20 protein-coding genes are annotated in these 16,134 nt (G+C 33.0%); 10 read left to right on the forward strand and 10 right to left on the reverse strand.

Going from position 1 to position 16,134, the window contains the following annotated elements; all coding sequences use genetic code 11:
* Window positions 1-105 precede the first annotated feature (105 nt).
* The 3 genes from ACFOUY_RS14530 to ACFOUY_RS14540 are packed head-to-tail and all read right to left on the reverse strand — an operon-like array spanning window position 106 to window position 1,908.
* Window positions 106-765, reverse strand: a complete 660-nt coding sequence (locus ACFOUY_RS14530; RefSeq protein WP_378961583.1) for a CoA transferase subunit B — start codon at window positions 763-765, stop codon at window positions 106-108.
* Window positions 766-794: 29 nt separating this feature from the next.
* Window positions 795-1,157, reverse strand: coding sequence for a four helix bundle protein (locus tag ACFOUY_RS14535; RefSeq protein ID WP_378961584.1), 363 nt, complete (start codon window positions 1,155-1,157; stop codon window positions 795-797).
* Between the two features lie 49 nt (window positions 1,158-1,206).
* Complete coding sequence (locus tag ACFOUY_RS14540) at window positions 1,207-1,908, reverse strand: CoA transferase subunit A (RefSeq protein WP_378961585.1); 702 nt, start codon at window positions 1,906-1,908, stop codon at window positions 1,207-1,209.
* 147 nt (window positions 1,909-2,055) lie between these two features.
* Between ACFOUY_RS14540 and ACFOUY_RS14545 the strand changes: the two genes are divergently transcribed.
* Window positions 2,056-2,220: a hypothetical protein gene (locus ACFOUY_RS14545; RefSeq protein WP_378961587.1), complete on the forward strand. Its 165-nt coding sequence runs from the start codon at window positions 2,056-2,058 to the stop codon at window positions 2,218-2,220.
* On the opposite strand, the gene ACFOUY_RS14550 is transcribed toward ACFOUY_RS14545, so the two are convergent.
* From ACFOUY_RS14550 to ACFOUY_RS14560, 3 genes are all read right to left on the reverse strand, one after another.
* The gene (locus ACFOUY_RS14550; protein WP_378961589.1) at window positions 2,221-3,312 is read right to left on the reverse strand and encodes a PQQ-dependent sugar dehydrogenase; all 1,092 of its coding nucleotides are present in this window, start codon (window positions 3,310-3,312) and stop codon (window positions 2,221-2,223) included.
* A gap of 71 nt (window positions 3,313-3,383) precedes the next feature.
* The gene (locus ACFOUY_RS14555) at window positions 3,384-5,762 is read right to left on the reverse strand and encodes an endonuclease MutS2 (RefSeq protein ID WP_378961591.1); all 2,379 of its coding nucleotides are present in this window, start codon (window positions 5,760-5,762) and stop codon (window positions 3,384-3,386) included.
* Between the two features lie 2 nt (window positions 5,763-5,764).
* Window positions 5,765-6,364: a DUF4296 domain-containing protein gene (locus ACFOUY_RS14560; RefSeq protein ID WP_378961592.1), complete on the reverse strand. Its 600-nt coding sequence runs from the start codon at window positions 6,362-6,364 to the stop codon at window positions 5,765-5,767.
* Window positions 6,365-6,376: 12 nt separating this feature from the next.
* Between ACFOUY_RS14560 and ACFOUY_RS14565 the strand changes: the two genes are divergently transcribed.
* From ACFOUY_RS14565 to ACFOUY_RS14580, 4 genes are read left to right on the forward strand one after another with little or no spacing between them, the layout of a single operon-like run.
* Window positions 6,377-7,078, forward strand: coding sequence for a YggS family pyridoxal phosphate-dependent enzyme (locus tag ACFOUY_RS14565; RefSeq protein ID WP_378961594.1), 702 nt, complete (start codon window positions 6,377-6,379; stop codon window positions 7,076-7,078).
* Window positions 7,079-7,087: 9 nt separating this feature from the next.
* Window positions 7,088-7,555 carry a GNAT family N-acetyltransferase gene (locus ACFOUY_RS14570; protein ID WP_378961595.1) on the forward strand — a complete coding sequence of 156 codons (468 nt, stop codon included), beginning with the start codon at window positions 7,088-7,090 and terminating at the stop codon, window positions 7,553-7,555.
* 3 nt (window positions 7,556-7,558) lie between these two features.
* Window positions 7,559-8,824, forward strand: a complete 1,266-nt coding sequence (locus tag ACFOUY_RS14575; RefSeq protein ID WP_378961596.1) for an aspartate kinase — start codon at window positions 7,559-7,561, stop codon at window positions 8,822-8,824.
* A gap of 13 nt (window positions 8,825-8,837) precedes the next feature.
* The gene (locus ACFOUY_RS14580; protein ID WP_378961597.1) at window positions 8,838-10,019 is read left to right on the forward strand and encodes a THUMP-like domain-containing protein; all 1,182 of its coding nucleotides are present in this window, start codon (window positions 8,838-8,840) and stop codon (window positions 10,017-10,019) included.
* A gap of 69 nt (window positions 10,020-10,088) precedes the next feature.
* On the opposite strand, the gene ACFOUY_RS14585 is transcribed toward ACFOUY_RS14580, so the two are convergent.
* The 4 genes from ACFOUY_RS14585 to ACFOUY_RS14600 form a co-directional block, all read right to left on the reverse strand.
* Window positions 10,089-10,286, reverse strand: coding sequence for a cold-shock protein (locus tag ACFOUY_RS14585; RefSeq protein ID WP_378961599.1), 198 nt, complete (start codon window positions 10,284-10,286; stop codon window positions 10,089-10,091).
* 198 nt (window positions 10,287-10,484) lie between these two features.
* Window positions 10,485-11,120 (reverse strand): peroxiredoxin, encoded by a 636-nt coding sequence (locus ACFOUY_RS14590; RefSeq protein ID WP_378961602.1) that lies wholly within the window; start codon window positions 11,118-11,120, stop codon window positions 10,485-10,487.
* Between the two features lie 162 nt (window positions 11,121-11,282).
* Window positions 11,283-12,377, reverse strand: coding sequence for a trypsin-like peptidase domain-containing protein (locus ACFOUY_RS14595; protein ID WP_378961604.1), 1,095 nt, complete (start codon window positions 12,375-12,377; stop codon window positions 11,283-11,285).
* A gap of 8 nt (window positions 12,378-12,385) precedes the next feature.
* Complete coding sequence (locus ACFOUY_RS14600) at window positions 12,386-12,952, reverse strand: RNA polymerase sigma factor (protein WP_378961605.1); 567 nt, start codon at window positions 12,950-12,952, stop codon at window positions 12,386-12,388.
* Window positions 12,953-13,159: 207 nt separating this feature from the next.
* Here ACFOUY_RS14600 and ACFOUY_RS14605 point away from each other — a divergent pair, with 207 nt between their 5' ends.
* From ACFOUY_RS14605 to ACFOUY_RS14625, 5 genes are all read left to right on the forward strand, one after another.
* Window positions 13,160-13,375: a hypothetical protein gene (locus tag ACFOUY_RS14605; protein ID WP_378961606.1), complete on the forward strand. Its 216-nt coding sequence runs from the start codon at window positions 13,160-13,162 to the stop codon at window positions 13,373-13,375.
* Window positions 13,376-13,505: 130 nt separating this feature from the next.
* Window positions 13,506-13,670, forward strand: coding sequence for a hypothetical protein (locus tag ACFOUY_RS14610; protein WP_378961607.1), 165 nt, complete (start codon window positions 13,506-13,508; stop codon window positions 13,668-13,670).
* A gap of 94 nt (window positions 13,671-13,764) precedes the next feature.
* Window positions 13,765-13,977, forward strand: coding sequence for a hypothetical protein (locus tag ACFOUY_RS14615; protein ID WP_378961609.1), 213 nt, complete (start codon window positions 13,765-13,767; stop codon window positions 13,975-13,977).
* 132 nt (window positions 13,978-14,109) lie between these two features.
* Window positions 14,110-15,456: an adenylosuccinate lyase gene (purB, locus tag ACFOUY_RS14620; protein ID WP_378961611.1), complete on the forward strand. Its 1,347-nt coding sequence runs from the start codon at window positions 14,110-14,112 to the stop codon at window positions 15,454-15,456.
* Between the two features lie 87 nt (window positions 15,457-15,543).
* A complete protein-coding gene (locus tag ACFOUY_RS14625; protein ID WP_378961613.1) occupies window positions 15,544-16,095 on the forward strand; it encodes a NifU family protein in 552 nt (183 codons plus the stop codon).
* Window positions 16,096-16,134 lie beyond the last annotated feature (39 nt).

Consider the following 16,134-nt stretch of genomic DNA (forward strand, 5'->3'; position numbering starts at 1 on the left):
AATGGTTAAATAAAATATTTCTAACCAGCAACAGACAGATAACACTCCAGATTTATTTAAACACAAAAAAAGCTGCCTCATTTATTTTGAGACAGCCTCTTTTTTTTAATCCAATCTCATCTCCGGAATATCGCCCTCTACAACTAATCTACCCAGTGTAGATTGTTTAATATACTCAATACTTACACCTGGTGCCCGTTCTAATAATTTAAAACCACCTTCGGGTAAAACATCTAAAACAGCAAGTTCGGTAACTATTTTCTTAATACAATTTACACCCGTTAATGGCAAAGTACATTTTGGCAATAATTTACTCTCGCCTGCTTTGTTTACATGCTGCATTGCTACAATAATATTTTTTGCTGATGCAACTAAATCCATTGCACCGCCCATTCCTTTAACCATTTTCCCCGGGATTTTCCAGTTGGCAATGTCTCCGTTTTCCGAAACTTCCATGGCGCCTAAAATAGTTAAATCTACTTTTTGAGCTCTTATCATTCCAAAGCTCATTACCGAATCAAATATCGAAGAGCCGGGCAAAGTTGTTATAGTTTGTTTGCCTGCGTTAATTAAATCAGCATCTTCTTCGCCCTCGAAAGGAAACGGCCCCATTCCAAGTAAACCATTTTCTGATTGTAATACAATATTTATTCCTTTTGGGATGTAGTTAGCAACCAATGTTGGTATGCCAATCCCAAGGTTAACGTAATAACCATCTTTTATTTCTTTAGCTATTCGCTGTGCGATTTCTTCTTTTGAAAACATATTAATTAGTTGATTTGATAATTAGTTGATTAGCTAATTACTCGTTTAGATGTAGAAATGATTTTATTTAAAACCTTTTGTAAAATTTCTGTTTTTTCAAGTAAATAATCACTATTTGGATATTGACTTGAATGTTTACACAATAAAAGCCAATATTTAGTTTCTTCACACTCTTTTGCAGAAATCTTCATTTTATGTATAAAATCAGCTTTGCTTTCAGCATTTTGAGCTTCCCATATATTGGCTCCAATACTTGTGCCTGATTTTAATAATTGATTTGAAATAACAAACTTTCTTTTTTGTTCTAAACTTTCAGCAAAGTCAATGATTAATAGAGAAAAATCAAAGCTTAATTTCACTATTAGATTTTTGCTTATTTTATTACCATCCATGTTTTTTGGTTTATAGCAGAATTAGCTAATCATCACATTTACAAATTAATCAATTCCTCTTACTTACTGTTCTTTGCTCTATTCTTTTCTCGTAATCTTTTCCCTGAAAAATTCGATGAACGTAAATTCCGGGAGTGTGAATGTGGTCTGGATCTAATTGTCCGATTTCTACAAGTTCCTCTACTTCAGCTACCGTAATTTTACCAGCCATTGCCATAACCGGATTAAAGTTTCTACTTGTAGAACGAAAAACCAGATTTCCAGCGGTATCTCCTTTCCAGGCCTTAACTAAAGCAAAATCAGCATTAAAAGCATATTCCATTAAATAATCTTTACCATCGAAATTTCGAATTTCTTTTCCTTCTGCTACTTCCGTACCCACACCTGCAGGTGTAAAAATTGCTGGCATTCCATAACCTGCAGCAAGACATCTGGTTGCCAATGTACCTTGTGGAATTAAATCAACCTCAAGTTCGCCACTTAAAAGTTGTCGTTCGAATTCGGCATTTTCACCTACGTACGAAGAAATCATTTTCTTTACCTGACGCTGTTTAAGCATTAGTCCGATTCCAAAATCATCTACCCCAGCATTATTAGAAATACAAGTTAAGTTTTTGACTTTTTTATCGACTAAAGCAGTTATACAATTCTCTGGAATGCCACAAAGGCCAAAACCGCCTAACATAATGGTAGCGCCGTCAGATATATCGCGGATAGCTTCTTCGGCTCCTGATACAACTTTATTTATCATTTTATGAATTTTTGGTTAGGGTGCTAAAATACAGAAAGCATATAGCTTTATAAAACTTTGCTTTATTTTAACTGATATCTAATTGAAAAACACCTTTTAAGAATATTTAATTGGAATTAATCTAAATAACATTACCTTTGTAACCAGATGTTTAACGAAAGAGATAACGAGGATTTCATTTTGCCAACTGACCCAGAATTTCAAAAAGGAATGGGTTTTATATTTAGCTGCACAGCAGAACATAAAAAATGTTGTGAAAAATATAAAAAGGGTAAGCGTTGCAAAAAATGTCCTGGCAAGGATAAAAAATAGTTACTTAGAAATTTCTATAATTTTATCGTCGCTTCCATTACTAGTACAAACGTATATTTTGCCTTCCGGTGATATACAAACATCTCTCATTCTTCCGTAAGTATTTACATAAAAATCTTTTGTTCCTTCTATTTTAGTTTGTGCATCATCCAATTTAAGTTGCATTAATTTTGTATTTTTCAGTACAGCTAACAACAAAGAGTTTTTAAATTGAGGGATATAATCTGAATTATAAAAAGCCATTCCACTTGGAGCAATAGTTGGTGTCCAGGCAATTAAAGGAACCGCGACAGTATTTGCCGAGCAAAATGCTTGTTCGCCAGCCTCATCACAAAATCCTTTTATATTTGGCCAACCATAGTTTCTTCCTTTTTCTATGATATTAATTTCATCATCCGAATCGGGGCCATGTTCTGAAGAAAAGATTTTATTACCTACCTGAACTAATCCTTGTGGATTACGATGCCCGAACGACCATAACGGATTATTAGGATAAGGATTATCAGAAGGAATTGTTCCATCTAAATTTAAGCGTAATATCTTACCAGAAGTAGAAGCTAAATTTTGTGGTGTACTTTGGTCAGCAGCATCTCCTGTAGAGATAAAAAGCTTACCACCACTAATTAATAACCGGGAGCCATTATGTGTTGATGAAGCACCTATGTTTTCTAAAATAATAGTTGGATTGTTTAGCGTTCCGCCAGAATAAGTATATCGTACAATTTTTTCTTTATAGCTGCTTCCGTAATTATAAGCTACATAAACCCAAGGATTTGTAGAAAAATCGGGATTTAGTGCAATTCCTAGAAGCCCACCTTCTCCATTAACGCGAACTTCAGAAATAGTTAGCAGTGGGGTAATTTGACCGGAGGTTGGGTTTAATCGACTAATTTTACCAGATTTCTCTGTAAACCAAATAAAATTATCTGGTCCGTAAACCATTCCCCAAGGAAGTGATAAACCAGCAACTACTACCTTGCTTTTTAATTCAACATCCGGTAAATTTCCTGTTCCATCACTATCATCACTTTTATTTTTCTTGCAGGTTGTAAAAAATAACAATACAAAAATACCTGTAATAATTGCTTTCATAATCTTTAGGTTTTATAAACAACAATGATACAGATATTTAGTTTTATCACAGAGAAGAATAATCTGATTTTTTAGTTTAAATAAACGTAGGTAATTCCATCGCCTCCTCTATCCGCATGTTCATCTTCCATCCTACTCACCTGACTATATTTGCGTAAATATTCACGAATCATTTTTCGTAAAATGCCATCGCCTTTACCATGAATTAATTTTATGGATGGAAAGCCAAGCATAATTGCCTTATCCAAATATTTTTCAACTTCAAATAAAGCATCTTCAGTACGTTTTCCCCGCAAATCCAATTCAGCTCTAAATCCTGAAACGGCTTCATTCATTCGGCCTGCAAACGAACTCGCACTACTTTGAGCAACCTTTTTGGCTTCTTTATTACTTATTTTTTGAACACGATTCTTTTTAACATTCGAACGTAAATCGCCAATGGCTAAAACCAATTCGTTGCGATTAATTTCTAAAACTACGGCAGTAGTTTCACTATCTGTAAACTTAACCCAATCGCCAATTGCTATTTCGCCACCAACTACGATAGGTTGTGGTTTAGGTTTTTCTTTTGGAACAGTATTTTTAACCAATTCCTGTTGCAAATTCTGTCTCAGCTCTTTAGTTACTGCTTTATCTGCTTGTTTCTCTTTAATTTCTGCAATTGTATTTTCTACAAGTTTATTCGCATTTTTTATAATATTCTGCGCTTCTTGTTTAGCTTCTTTAATTAAAATTCTGCGGTTTTCATCTAAAAAGTCTCTAAGCTTTTCATTTTCAGCGACTAAATTTTTAGCTTTATTTTGTTGATTCGCCAGACTAACTTTAGTATCGTAAATATTTTTCTTTTCACGCTCTAAATCTACAAGCATTGTATCGACTCGATTTTGATTAGAACCCGTTTTTTGTCGTGCTAACGCTATAACTTCCTTTGGCAAACCAATATTTTGTGCAATTTCGAAAGCATAAGAACTTCCGGGTTTACCCATTTCCAAAATATAAAGTGGTTTCATTTTAGCATTATCGAAAAGCATCGATGCATTTTCTAAACCTTCGGTATTGCCCGCAAAAAGTTTAAGATTTGAATAGTGGGTAGTTATTACACCACGAACTTTTTCATTATTTAAAACCTCTAAAACAGCTTCTGCCATTGGCCCGCCGAACTGCGGGTCGGTACCTGTACCAAACTCATCAATTAAAACCATTGTTTTTGGCGAAGCATGCTCTACAAAATATCGCATCTTTTTTAAATGCGCACTATAGGTACTTAAATCGCTTTCAATAGATTGGTCATCGCCAATATCTGCAAAAATATTTTCGAAAATACCAACTTCACTATTTGCATCAACAGGAATTAACAAACCTGTTTGCAACATAATTTGAAGCAAACCCACGGTTTTCATACAGACTGACTTACCACCTGCATTTGGCCCCGAAACTAAAACTACACGGGTTGATGAATCGATATGAATGTTTAATGGCGTTACCGTTTTTTTCTCGGCCGCAAATGATAGCAACAATAATGGATGCCTTGCGTTGATCAGTTTTGTTTTAGGCTCTTTTAATAAACCTGGCATTTCTGCTTCAATATCAATAGCAAACATTGCCTTTGCTCTAACAAAATCTAACTTTGTTAGGAAACCATGATAAGACAATAAAAGTGGAGAGTAAGGCCTCAACTCATCGGTTAATGCAATAAGAATCTTAATAATCTCCCGACGCTTGTCAAATTCTAAATCGCGAAGCTTATTATTTAATGTAAAAACCTCTTCAGGTTCTATATAAACCGTCTGACCAGTTGCAGATTCATCATGTATAAAACCTTTAAGTTTACGCTTATTTTCTGCTAAAACAGGAATACACATTCTTCCATCACGAATGGTTAAACTACCGTCTGCAACCCAATTATTCGCAATTGCCTGCTTATAAATTGAATCCATTCGTTTGCGAACATCTTGCTCATTTTTCGAAATGGAAGCCGTAATCTCTTGTAATTCTTTTGATGCATTTGGTTTAATTTTCCCTTTTGCATCAATAACGTTCTCAATTTTTCGAAGGATATTTTTCTCTATCGGTAAATGCTCAAATAAAGCTTCGAGGGTTGGGTAAACTTCTGCCCTTTCCTCAAAAAACCTTAAAACAGAAAAAACAGTTTGCAATGAAGTATAAATCTGAAACCATTCATCTTCCAACAAATAGGTTCCTTCTACTCTAATTTTTTCAATCAAAGATTTAATATCAAAAAAGCTATTAATCTGTAATGGTTCTTGATTTTGAATAATGCTTTTAAACTCATTGGTTTGGCGCAGAAATTTATCAATCTGGTCAAAACGGTTCATTACCTGCATTTTTTGCACCATGGTTTGCCCCATCGAACTCAGGCAGTGCTTACTTATAAGCTGCCTAATTTCTACAAAGCCTAAACGCTCTAAACAATTTTCGGGATATAACATATTTATTTAACTGCCGGAGCTCGCTTTAATCCTACCTGAATTTTTCTTAATGAATCTTTAGTCTTCTTCAATTTTTCTTTTTCAGCCTTTTCTTTATCTATTTTTTCTTGCTTTAATTTTGCAGGAACTTTTGCTAAGGAGTCTTTAGCTTTCTTCAGCTTTTCTTTATCAATTCTGGCTTTTTCTATTTTTGCCTTTTGTAGTGAATCAACTTTTTCTAATGTCTTTTTTTGAGACTCTAATGTTTTAGAAATATTTTTATAAATCTTATCCAAATCTTTAGGATTTGCATAATAGTAATTCATGCTTTTATTATATTGTGCAGAATCTATACCAAATTTTTCGTAAATACCTTTATAATAGGCTGCTGCAACTTTCTTTGATGAGTCAGGTTGTAGTATTGTAGAAATATAGCCGTCAGCAACATGTATATCGTATAAAATTTTTTGCATTTTTTCGGGTTCAATTATGTCTTTAGGTATTTTAGGTTTACACCCACACAACATAATTACTGCCGTTAAAACCGATATTAATCTTCTCATTCTTAAATTTAAAACACTATTTGTTGCCTTAATTGCGGCAAGGTTATTAATTTTACGCAAAAATAGTTATAAATGAGCATAGCTGATAATCTTAAACAATATAAAAGCGAAGTAGAAACCGATGGAGTTAAATTAATTGCTGTTTCTAAAACGCAAACTAACGAAGCCATTTTAGAAGCCTACAACGTAGGACAACGGATTTTTGGAGAAAACCATGTTCAGGAGTTAGTTGACAAACAAGCGCAATTACCACAAGACATTGAGTGGCACATGATTGGCCATTTGCAAAGCAATAAAGTAAAATATATTGCGCCTTTTGTTTCGTTAATTCATGGTGTTGATAGTCTTAAATTGTTGCAGGAAATAAACAAACAGGCTGCAAAAAACAAACGTGTAATCGATTGTTTACTACAAATTTATATCGCCGAGGAGGAAACCAAGTTTGGTTTAGGCTATGATGAGGCGATAGAACTTCTACGCTCAGAAGAATATGAAGCGTTAAAAAATATTCGCATTGTAGGTTTAATGGCAATAGCAACAAACACCAAAAACGAGAAGCAAATTACAATTGAATTTAAAGAATTACAAGTTTTCTTTGAAGGACTAAAAGCGAGTTTCTTTAGTAAAGATGATACTTTCAAAGAAATCTCGACTGGTATGAGTGCTGACTATAAACTGGCAATTGAAGAAGGTAGCACAATGGTTAGAATTGGAAGCGGAATTTTCGGTAAAAGAATTATTAAACACTTTAAAGCTGATGTTTCAGCTAATTAATTATAAACGATGAACTTAGAAATAAGAACAGCAACCGCTACAGATTGCCCAAGAATATTAGAGTTAATTAATGAACTCGCTATTTATGAACGTGCTCCTGAAGAAGTAACGGTTTCTTTAGAACACTTTATTGATGCTGGTTTTGGAAAAAATCCTGTTTGGAAAGCCTTTGTTGCAGAAGTTGATAAAGTCATCGTTGGTTTTGCACTTTATTACACACGTTATTCTACCTGGAAAGGATGCAGATTATATCTTGAAGATTTCATTGTTACAGAAGAATATCGTGGAAAAGGCATTGGTAAGGTACTTTTCGAAAAAGTTATAGAAGAAACTAAAAATGGAAATTATAGCGGTATGGTTTGGCAGGTTTTAGATTGGAATGAACCGGCTATTAATTTTTACAATAAATATAAAGCACAATTAGAAGAAGGTTGGTTAAACGCATCTTTTTCTAAAGAACAGATTAAGGCATTTTAAAATATGGATATTTTTAAGTTTGGTGGTGCTTCTGTTAAAGATGCCGATGGAGTAAAAAATCTTGCCAATATTGTTCGCGATTATAAAAACGGTGAATTGCTAATTGTTATCTCGGCGATGGGCAAGATCACCAATAAGTTAGAAGAACTAACAAGGGCCTATCTTTCTCAAAGCGATGAAGCACATGCTATTTTCGATGAGATAAAACATTTCCATTTCAACATTATTGAGGAGTTATTTAAAGGAAGTTCAAATCCTGTTTACGATGATGTGGCCAATACCTTTGTAGAAATTGATTGGTTAATCGAAGATGAAGCCGATAATAATCCTGATTACATTTACGACCAAATTGTTTCTATTGGCGAAGTGGTTTCGACTAAAATTGTTGCTGCCTGGCTTAACGAAACTAATAATAAAGCACTGTGGGTTGATGCAAGAAATTACATACAAACGGATAATACTTACCGTGAAGGAAAAGTAGATTGGGATAAAACCAATCAAATTATTCAAAAAGATTTAGCGCCATTAATTGCCGAAAATATAATAGTTACACAAGGCTTTATTGGCGGAACCAGCGAAAATTACACCACAACTTTAGGCAGAGAAGGTTCTGATTATTCTGCTGCAATTTTTGCCTCTTGTTTAAATGCGACTGCACTAACCATCTGGAAAGATGTTCCTGGTGTTTTAAATGCCGACCCAAAATGGTTTGATGAAACAGAGAAAATCCCTCAATTATCATATCACGATGCCATTGAACTAACTTATTATGGCGCCACAGTAATTCATCCAAAAACAATAAAACCGCTTCAAAATAAAGGAATCCCTCTTTTTGTACGCTCTTTTATTCAGCCAGAAGGTAGCGGAACAGCAATTACTAAAGATAATAATCCATTACCAGTTCCTTCTTTTATTTTTAAGGTTAATCAAGCTTTAATTTCAATTTTCCCAAAAGATTATTCTTTTATTATAGAAGAAAATCTGAGCAATATTTTCGAACTTTTTCATCAACATCGAATCAAAATAAATACGATGTTAAACTCTGCAATTAGCTTTTCGGTTAGTGTAGATGATAACGAAGAAAAAATCGAGAAACTTATTCAGGCACTTTCAACCCAATTTACAGTTAAGTATAATAAAGGACTCGAATTAGTAACAATACGCTACTACAACCAACAAACTATTGACAGAGTTACCGTTGATAAAGATATTTTGCTGGAGGTTAAGAGTAGACATACTTGCCAAATGGTGATGAAAAACAAAGCTTAAGAAAGCTATTTTAATGAATAGGAAAATTTTAGATAAAGCCGTACAAGATTATATCTCTTCGCATTTAAATGCTGATGTTAATCAGATTGCTTTATCTAAAAGCCCCTTTGCAGATGTGAGCTCGGCTGAGCTGGCAAATCAAATTTCAGCTAAAAAAAAATCTCAGAAGAAACTACCAACATGGTTTAACACTGATGGAATTTATTACCCACCTACACTTTCTATTGAACAAACTTCATCAGAAATTACTGCAAAATATAAATCTGGTTTAGTCGAAGGTGAAAATCTGATTGATTTAACAGGCGGATTTGGTGTAGATTCTTATTACTTTTCAAAAACCGTTAGTCAGGTTACGCATTGCGAAATAAACGTTGAATTATCTGAGATAGCCAACATTAATGCAAAAGCTTTAAAAGTTAAAAACATTACTTTCGAAGCTAAAGATGGCCTTGAACTCTTAAAAAATAAGGATAGTTTCGACACAATATACATTGACCCTGCAAGAAGAGCTACAAAAGGAAAAGTTTTTATGCTAAAAGATTGTACGCCAAATGTAGTTGGCAATCTTGATATTCTGCTCGAAAAATCGAATAGAATTATTATAAAAACAGCACCATTACTCGATTTAACTGCTGGTTTACAGGAATTAAAATTTGTAAGCGAAATTCATGTTGTAAGCATAAAAAACGAGTGTAAAGAATTACTTTGGATTATTGAAAAAGGCTTTTCTAAAGAACTCAAAATAACTGCTGCGACAATAAATGATGAAACAAAATTATTCAGTTTCTCAAAATCAGAATTAAACTGCTCGCCAACTTTAGCAAAAGAAATTAATAATTTTAGTTATTTGTATGAACCAGATGCAGCACTTCTAAAATCTGGCGCCTTTAATTTAATCGGAAACCGATATAATTTAGAAAAACTTCATAATCAAACGCAGTTATACGTATCAGATAATAAAGAAACAAGATTTCCAGGTAGAATATTTAAGATTAATGAAATTCTGTCTTCAAGCGATTTAAAAAAGCAAAAATTTCTAGTTGGAAACGTTGTGGTTAGGAACTATCCAGCTAAGGCCGAGGAACTGACAAAAAAATTCAAAATAAAAAGTGACGACACAAAATTTTTAATTTTTACTAAAAACAGTAAAGAAGAAAACATTGTAATAAATGCCGAAATCATCCAACATTATTAAATAAAAAAGCTTCCAGAAAGAAATTAATCTCGAAGCCTTTTTAGGGATGTACAATATTATCAATATCGCTTAAACTTTCTTAACGTTTACAGCCTGTAAACCTTTTCTGCCTTCAGCTACTTCAAATTCTACTTCATCATCTTCTTTTAAGCTTTCAATTCCGCCTAAAACATCTTTAAAATGTACAAATAAATCTTTATTGTCTTCTTGAACAATAAATCCAAAGCCCTTTTCAGTATTAAACCATTTAACTTTTCCGGTAGCCATAAAAAAATAAAAAAAATGTATAAAAACTAAACCCTTATCACTCTGTTTTTAACTTTTCCGAAACTAATTGAAAATTAAGCTAACTAAACAACCAGATTAAGCATAAATTAAGAAACAAAACTATCAAATATAATAATTTACACACACAATACAACAGATTTAAGGATAAACCATTATATAAATTAAATTTTTTATTATTTATTTATTCGGCTGAGGAGTGGTTCTCAAATATGGTTTAATAACTTTATGCCCTTTAGGAAATTTTACCGGAATATCTTCGGTTTTAATACTATTTACAACAATAACATCTTCACCATCTTTCCAATCAGCTGGTGTTGCAACGCTATAATTCGCTGTTAACTGAAGGGAATCAATAACTCTTAAAACCTCATTAAAGTTTCTTCCTGTTGAAGCAGGATCAGTAATTATTAGCTTTACCTTTTTATCAGGACTGATAACGAATAAAGACCTAACTGTTAATGTTTCTGAAGCATTCGGATGAATCATATCATAAAGGTTAGCTACAGTTTTATCTGGGTCGGCAATAATTGGAAACTCAACCGAAGTATTTTGAGTTTCGTTAATATCCTTTATCCACCCTTTATGCGATTCAGCAGAATCTACACTTATTGCTAAAACTTTTACATTACGCTTTTCAAACTCATCTTTTAAGGCTGCTGTACGTCCAAGTTCAGTTGTACAAACTGGTGTATAATCTGCGGGATGAGAGAAAAGAACTCCCCAGCTGTCGCCAAGATATTCATAAAAATCAATCTCACCCACAGAAGTATTCGATTTGAAATTTGGGGCAGTATCACCTAATCTTATGCTCATAATATTTTTATTTAAAATTTAAGTTGATTAAAACAAATCTAACAAATAGTCTAGTAAATACATAGACGAAATAATTTTTAGATTTCAATATTATAAAGCACAAAAAAACCTTGAAGGTTTTTGACCAACAAGGCTTTAAGTATATTAATTTGTTTGGGTAAATTAATTATAAACTTTAATCATAAATACGTAATCCTGCAATTTTTCAATTTGCTTAGCACGTTTCATACCTGATAAAACACTTTTCTTACTTACAGTTAGCTTCTTGCCCATCGAATCTTGAGGAATTGCACGCATTGCTTCTAAAATGTATTTCGATTTAATTGCAAATGAAGCGCCTTCTGCAGAAGTTTCTTTTCCGCTGATAATTCCAACAAGATTGCCGTTGTTATCTAATAAAGGACCGCCACTATTTCCTGGGTTTAAAGGAATAGCAACCTGATATTGAGTTGTATCACCAATGAAGCCACTTTTAGAACTCACATAACCTTCTCCTAAAACAGCATCATCTTTTGGATAACCCCATGTATAAACGTTTTCGCCTACACCAGTACTATTTCTTTTTATTGTATAAGGAAGGGCAGCTAAATTTTTAAAGTTCTTATCGTCTATTTTTAAAATAGCAATATCAAACTCTGGGTCTTTTAAAACAATTTTCACTTTGAATGATTCGCCAGCACTATTTTGAATAAATACAGAATCAGCTCCGTTAATAACATGCAGGTTTGTAGCGATATATCCATTTGTAGAAACAGCAAAACCTGTACCTCCAAAATTACCAGGATTAGATTGTTTGCTTGATGGTATATTATTAGTGCTTATTTTTCTAATTAAATTATTTTGCGTTTTTACTGCATTAGTAACTTGCTTACTTAACTGTACGTACTTATCAGCCTGCTGGCTATTATGTTGTATAGAATATATAGATAAAAAAGAAAACACGATAAACGAAGCAGCAACCGCAATTGCCGACCTATGTTTGCGCCATAATTGAACAATGCGAGATGGATGAGGAGCAAGTTCTGAAGCCAGAGTTTCAACGTCTATTTCTGCATGAATATTATCAAGTTGCTCTTTTAAAAGCATTTGCTGAGCATATTCTTCCATAGTGTGCAGAAAAACCTTATGAGAAACAACTTTATGATCTACAGTTGCATCGTTACGACGCAATTGTTCAAAAGCCTCTGTTTCTTGCGGGTTAAGCTTACCTAAAAGATAATCTTCAATAATTGCATCTAACTCTAAATCGTTTCTCATTTCAATTATTATTGTTGAAAAAATATTTTCTTTAACCTTTGCAGGCACTTGTATTTTTGTGTTTTTGCATTATCGGTATTGGTATAACCAAACTTTTCGCAAATATCCTGCATGGATAAACTATTAATATAAAAATCTTGAATAATGGTTTTGCAAGGCTCACCCAAGTGCTCTAACGCAGATTGCATTTTTACAAAAGCAGCATCTTTTTCCTCATGATGCTCCACATCCTCTTCCACAATAAGCACATCTTCGTAATCTGTTATATTTCCTGTTTTCTTACTATTTTGAGTTAATTTCTTTAACCAAATTCGCCTACAAACTGAATATATATACGTTTTTAACTTACTGCTTAATTCAAAATTTCCTTCCTTAATTTTATTATATAAAATAATTATAGCTTCCTGATAAACATCTTTCGCATCGTCTTCATCGCCATTATTATTGAGGATAAATTGCAAAACCATTGCAAAATATGCCTTATATAACTTATTAAGTGTATCGCTTGAGTTATTTAGAATACCTAAAACAACCTCTCTATCTGTTGGAACTGAACTCTTTAAACCGTTATTCACCAATTAATACGTTTTTCTGTAAATAGTAACCCAATATTAGATAAAAAAAATATTTATAGCTACAAACAAATGTTTAATACTATCCACATTAAAACGGTAACCCAAAACGGGTGAGAAAATATTTTTATTTTTTTAAAAATAATCGGGTTACCTTTTTACCTTTGCGGCATTAATAGTAAATTAATTAATACTTAAAAAAATTCAAAAATGAAAAATGCATTCAAATTAGGCTTTTTAGCTTTAGCTTTATCTTTATCAGTTGTTGCTTGTAACTCAGAAAAAAAAGCTGAAGGTGCTGATTCTACAGCTGTTGATACTACAGTAGCTGCTACTGCTGATTCAGCTTCTGCAACTATCGATTCTGCTTCTGCTAAAATTGATTCTGCTTCTGCTAAAGTTGATTCTGCTGCTAAAGCTCACTAGTCAATATTTTTAGACACATTAATTGGCTTTTGGGTTTTCTCAAAAGCCTTTTTTATTTTTACAGTTTTTTAAATCGTCAATTAAAAGAATTTCTGTTATGAAAAATGTAATCAAATTAACTTTTTTAGCTTTGTCAGTATCTTTATCGGTCATAGCCTGCAGTTCTGATAAAAAATCGGAGGATATTGATACTACTTTAGTCGACTCATCTACAATAGTTCCGGCAACTACTAAGGTTGATACAACTACTATTGACACATTAAAAAAAGATACTTCTACAAAGGTTTTAAAATAATTTTAAAAAAAATAAAAATAACTGGGTTACCTTTTTAATTTAATGGTATTAACAGGTAATTAATTAATTAAAAAACCCAAAAACAAATTCAAAAATGAAAAATGCATTCAAATTAGGCTTTTTAGCTTTAGCTTTATCTTTATCAGTTGTTGCTTGTTCAGAGAAAAAAGCTGAAGGTGCTGATTCTACAGCTGTTGATACTACAGTAGCTGCTACTGCTGATTCAGCTTCTGCAACTATCGATTCTGCAACAAAAACTATCGATTCTGCTGCTGCTAAAGTTGATTCTGCTGCTAAAGCTCACTAGTCAATATTAAAATTTTTAAAAGGCTTTGAAATTATTTCAAGGCCTTTTTTGTTTTCACACAATTCTTTGCTTAACAAAGACCTTAAAATCCATCAATTGTAGTAAATTTGCGGCAAAAATATATTCCGCATAATGAATTTAACCTCACTACAAGCTATTTCACCTGTTGATGGTCGTTACAGAAAAACAACCGAAAATTTAGCCGCTTATTTTTCAGAAGAAGCTTTAATAAAATATCGTGTTTTTGTCGAAATCGAATACTTCATCGCACTTTGCGAAATTAACTTGCCAGGATTAGAAAAGTTTGATAGAAATCTTTATTGGGAATTACGTAAAATCCATGAAAATTTTTCAGAAACTGATGCCCTGGAAATCAAAGAAACTGAAAAAGTAACTAACCACGACGTTAAGGCTGTAGAATACTTCATCAAAAATAAATTTGATGCTCTATCACTTCAAGATTACAAAGAGTTTATTCACTTCGGACTAACATCTCAGGATATTAACAATACAGCTATTCCTTATTCTATTAAGTTAGCGCTTAACGAAAGCTATTATCCTGCTATTTCTTCTTTGATTGAGAAAATTAATTCGTTAGCTACAGAATGGAAGGACATTCCAATGTTAGCACACACTCACGGGCAACCAGCCTCCCCTACTAAATTAGGTAAGGAGTTTTTAGTTTTCGCTGAACGTTTAAGCATTCAGGTTGAAGCATTAAAAGCAATTCCAAATAGTGCAAAATTTGGTGGTGCGACTGGTAATTTCAATGCACATCATATTGCTTATCCACAAGTTAATTGGGTAGATTTTTCTAATGAATTTGTGAATAAGACTTTAGGATTAACACGTGCACAACATACTACGCAAATAGAACATTACGACCAATTTGCAGCGCAATGCGATGCTTTAAAACGTATAAATAACATCATTATCGATTTAGATAGAGATATCTGGACCTATATTTCTAAAAATTACTTTAAGCAAAAAATTAAGGCTGGAGAAATTGGCTCATCGGCAATGCCACATAAAGTTAATCCAATCGATTTTGAAAATGCGGAAGGAAATGCAGGAATTGCAAATGCTTTATTCGAATTTTTTGCAGCAAAACTACCTATTTCTCGTTTACAAAGAGATTTAACTGATTCTACAGTTTTAAGAAATGTTGGTGTCCCGTTCGGGCATACTTTAATCGCAATCAATTCTACTTTACGCGGTTTAAATAAAATTTTATTAAACGAAGCAGCGCTTCATGCAGATTTGGATGATAATTGGGCAGTTGTTGCAGAAGCAATACAAACTGTACTGCGGAGAGAAAATTTTCCAAATCCTTATGAAGCTTTAAAAGAATTAACCCGTACCAATTCGAAAATTAACGCGACTAGTATTGCAGAATTTATTGAAGGCTTAGCTGTTTCTGAAAATGTAAAAGTACAATTGAGGACAATTACGCCATTTAATTATACCGGCGTTTTTTAATGAAATTAAATTGACGCTAAACAGACAGCGTAAGAAACCTTTATTAATCAGTATTTGTTAATTTTGTTTATTCAAATAGATTAAGACATGACCATTAACGTATATACAGAACAAACTCCAAATCCAGCTACCATGAAATTTATGGTTAATAAGCTGTTAATTAATGGAAGTGAAGATTTTGCCACTAAAGAAAGTGCAGAACATTCTCCTTTTGCTAAAGAGTTATTCAAATTTAACTTTGTTTCTGGTGTATTTTTCGCCAGTAACTTTGTAACCATAACTAAAACAGATGATGCAGAATGGGCTGATATTGAAGCCATTTTAAAAGAATTTGTTAAAGGTGCGGTAGAATCAGAATTAAAAATTAAAGAAGCAACAGCAGAAGAAGCTCCAGCTTTCGAAGGTTCTGAAACTGAAATTAAAATTCAACAGATATTGCATGATTACGTTCGCCCGGCAGTTGAGCAGGATGGTGGTGCTATTACTTACAAATCTTTTGATGAAGGTGTTGTAACAGTAGAACTTCGTGGCTCGTGCAGCGGCTGTCCTTCTTCTACAATTACCTTAAAATCGGGTATTCAGAATTTATTACAAAGAATGGTTCCTGAAGTTACTGATGTAGTTTCAGAAGCATTATAATTGCGCATTTTTCATACCAAATAAAAAATGGCTCACTGA

Source organism: Pedobacter jamesrossensis (genome assembly GCF_042650905.1).
Classification (GTDB): Bacteria; Bacteroidota; Bacteroidia; order Sphingobacteriales; family Sphingobacteriaceae; genus Pedobacter; species Pedobacter jamesrossensis.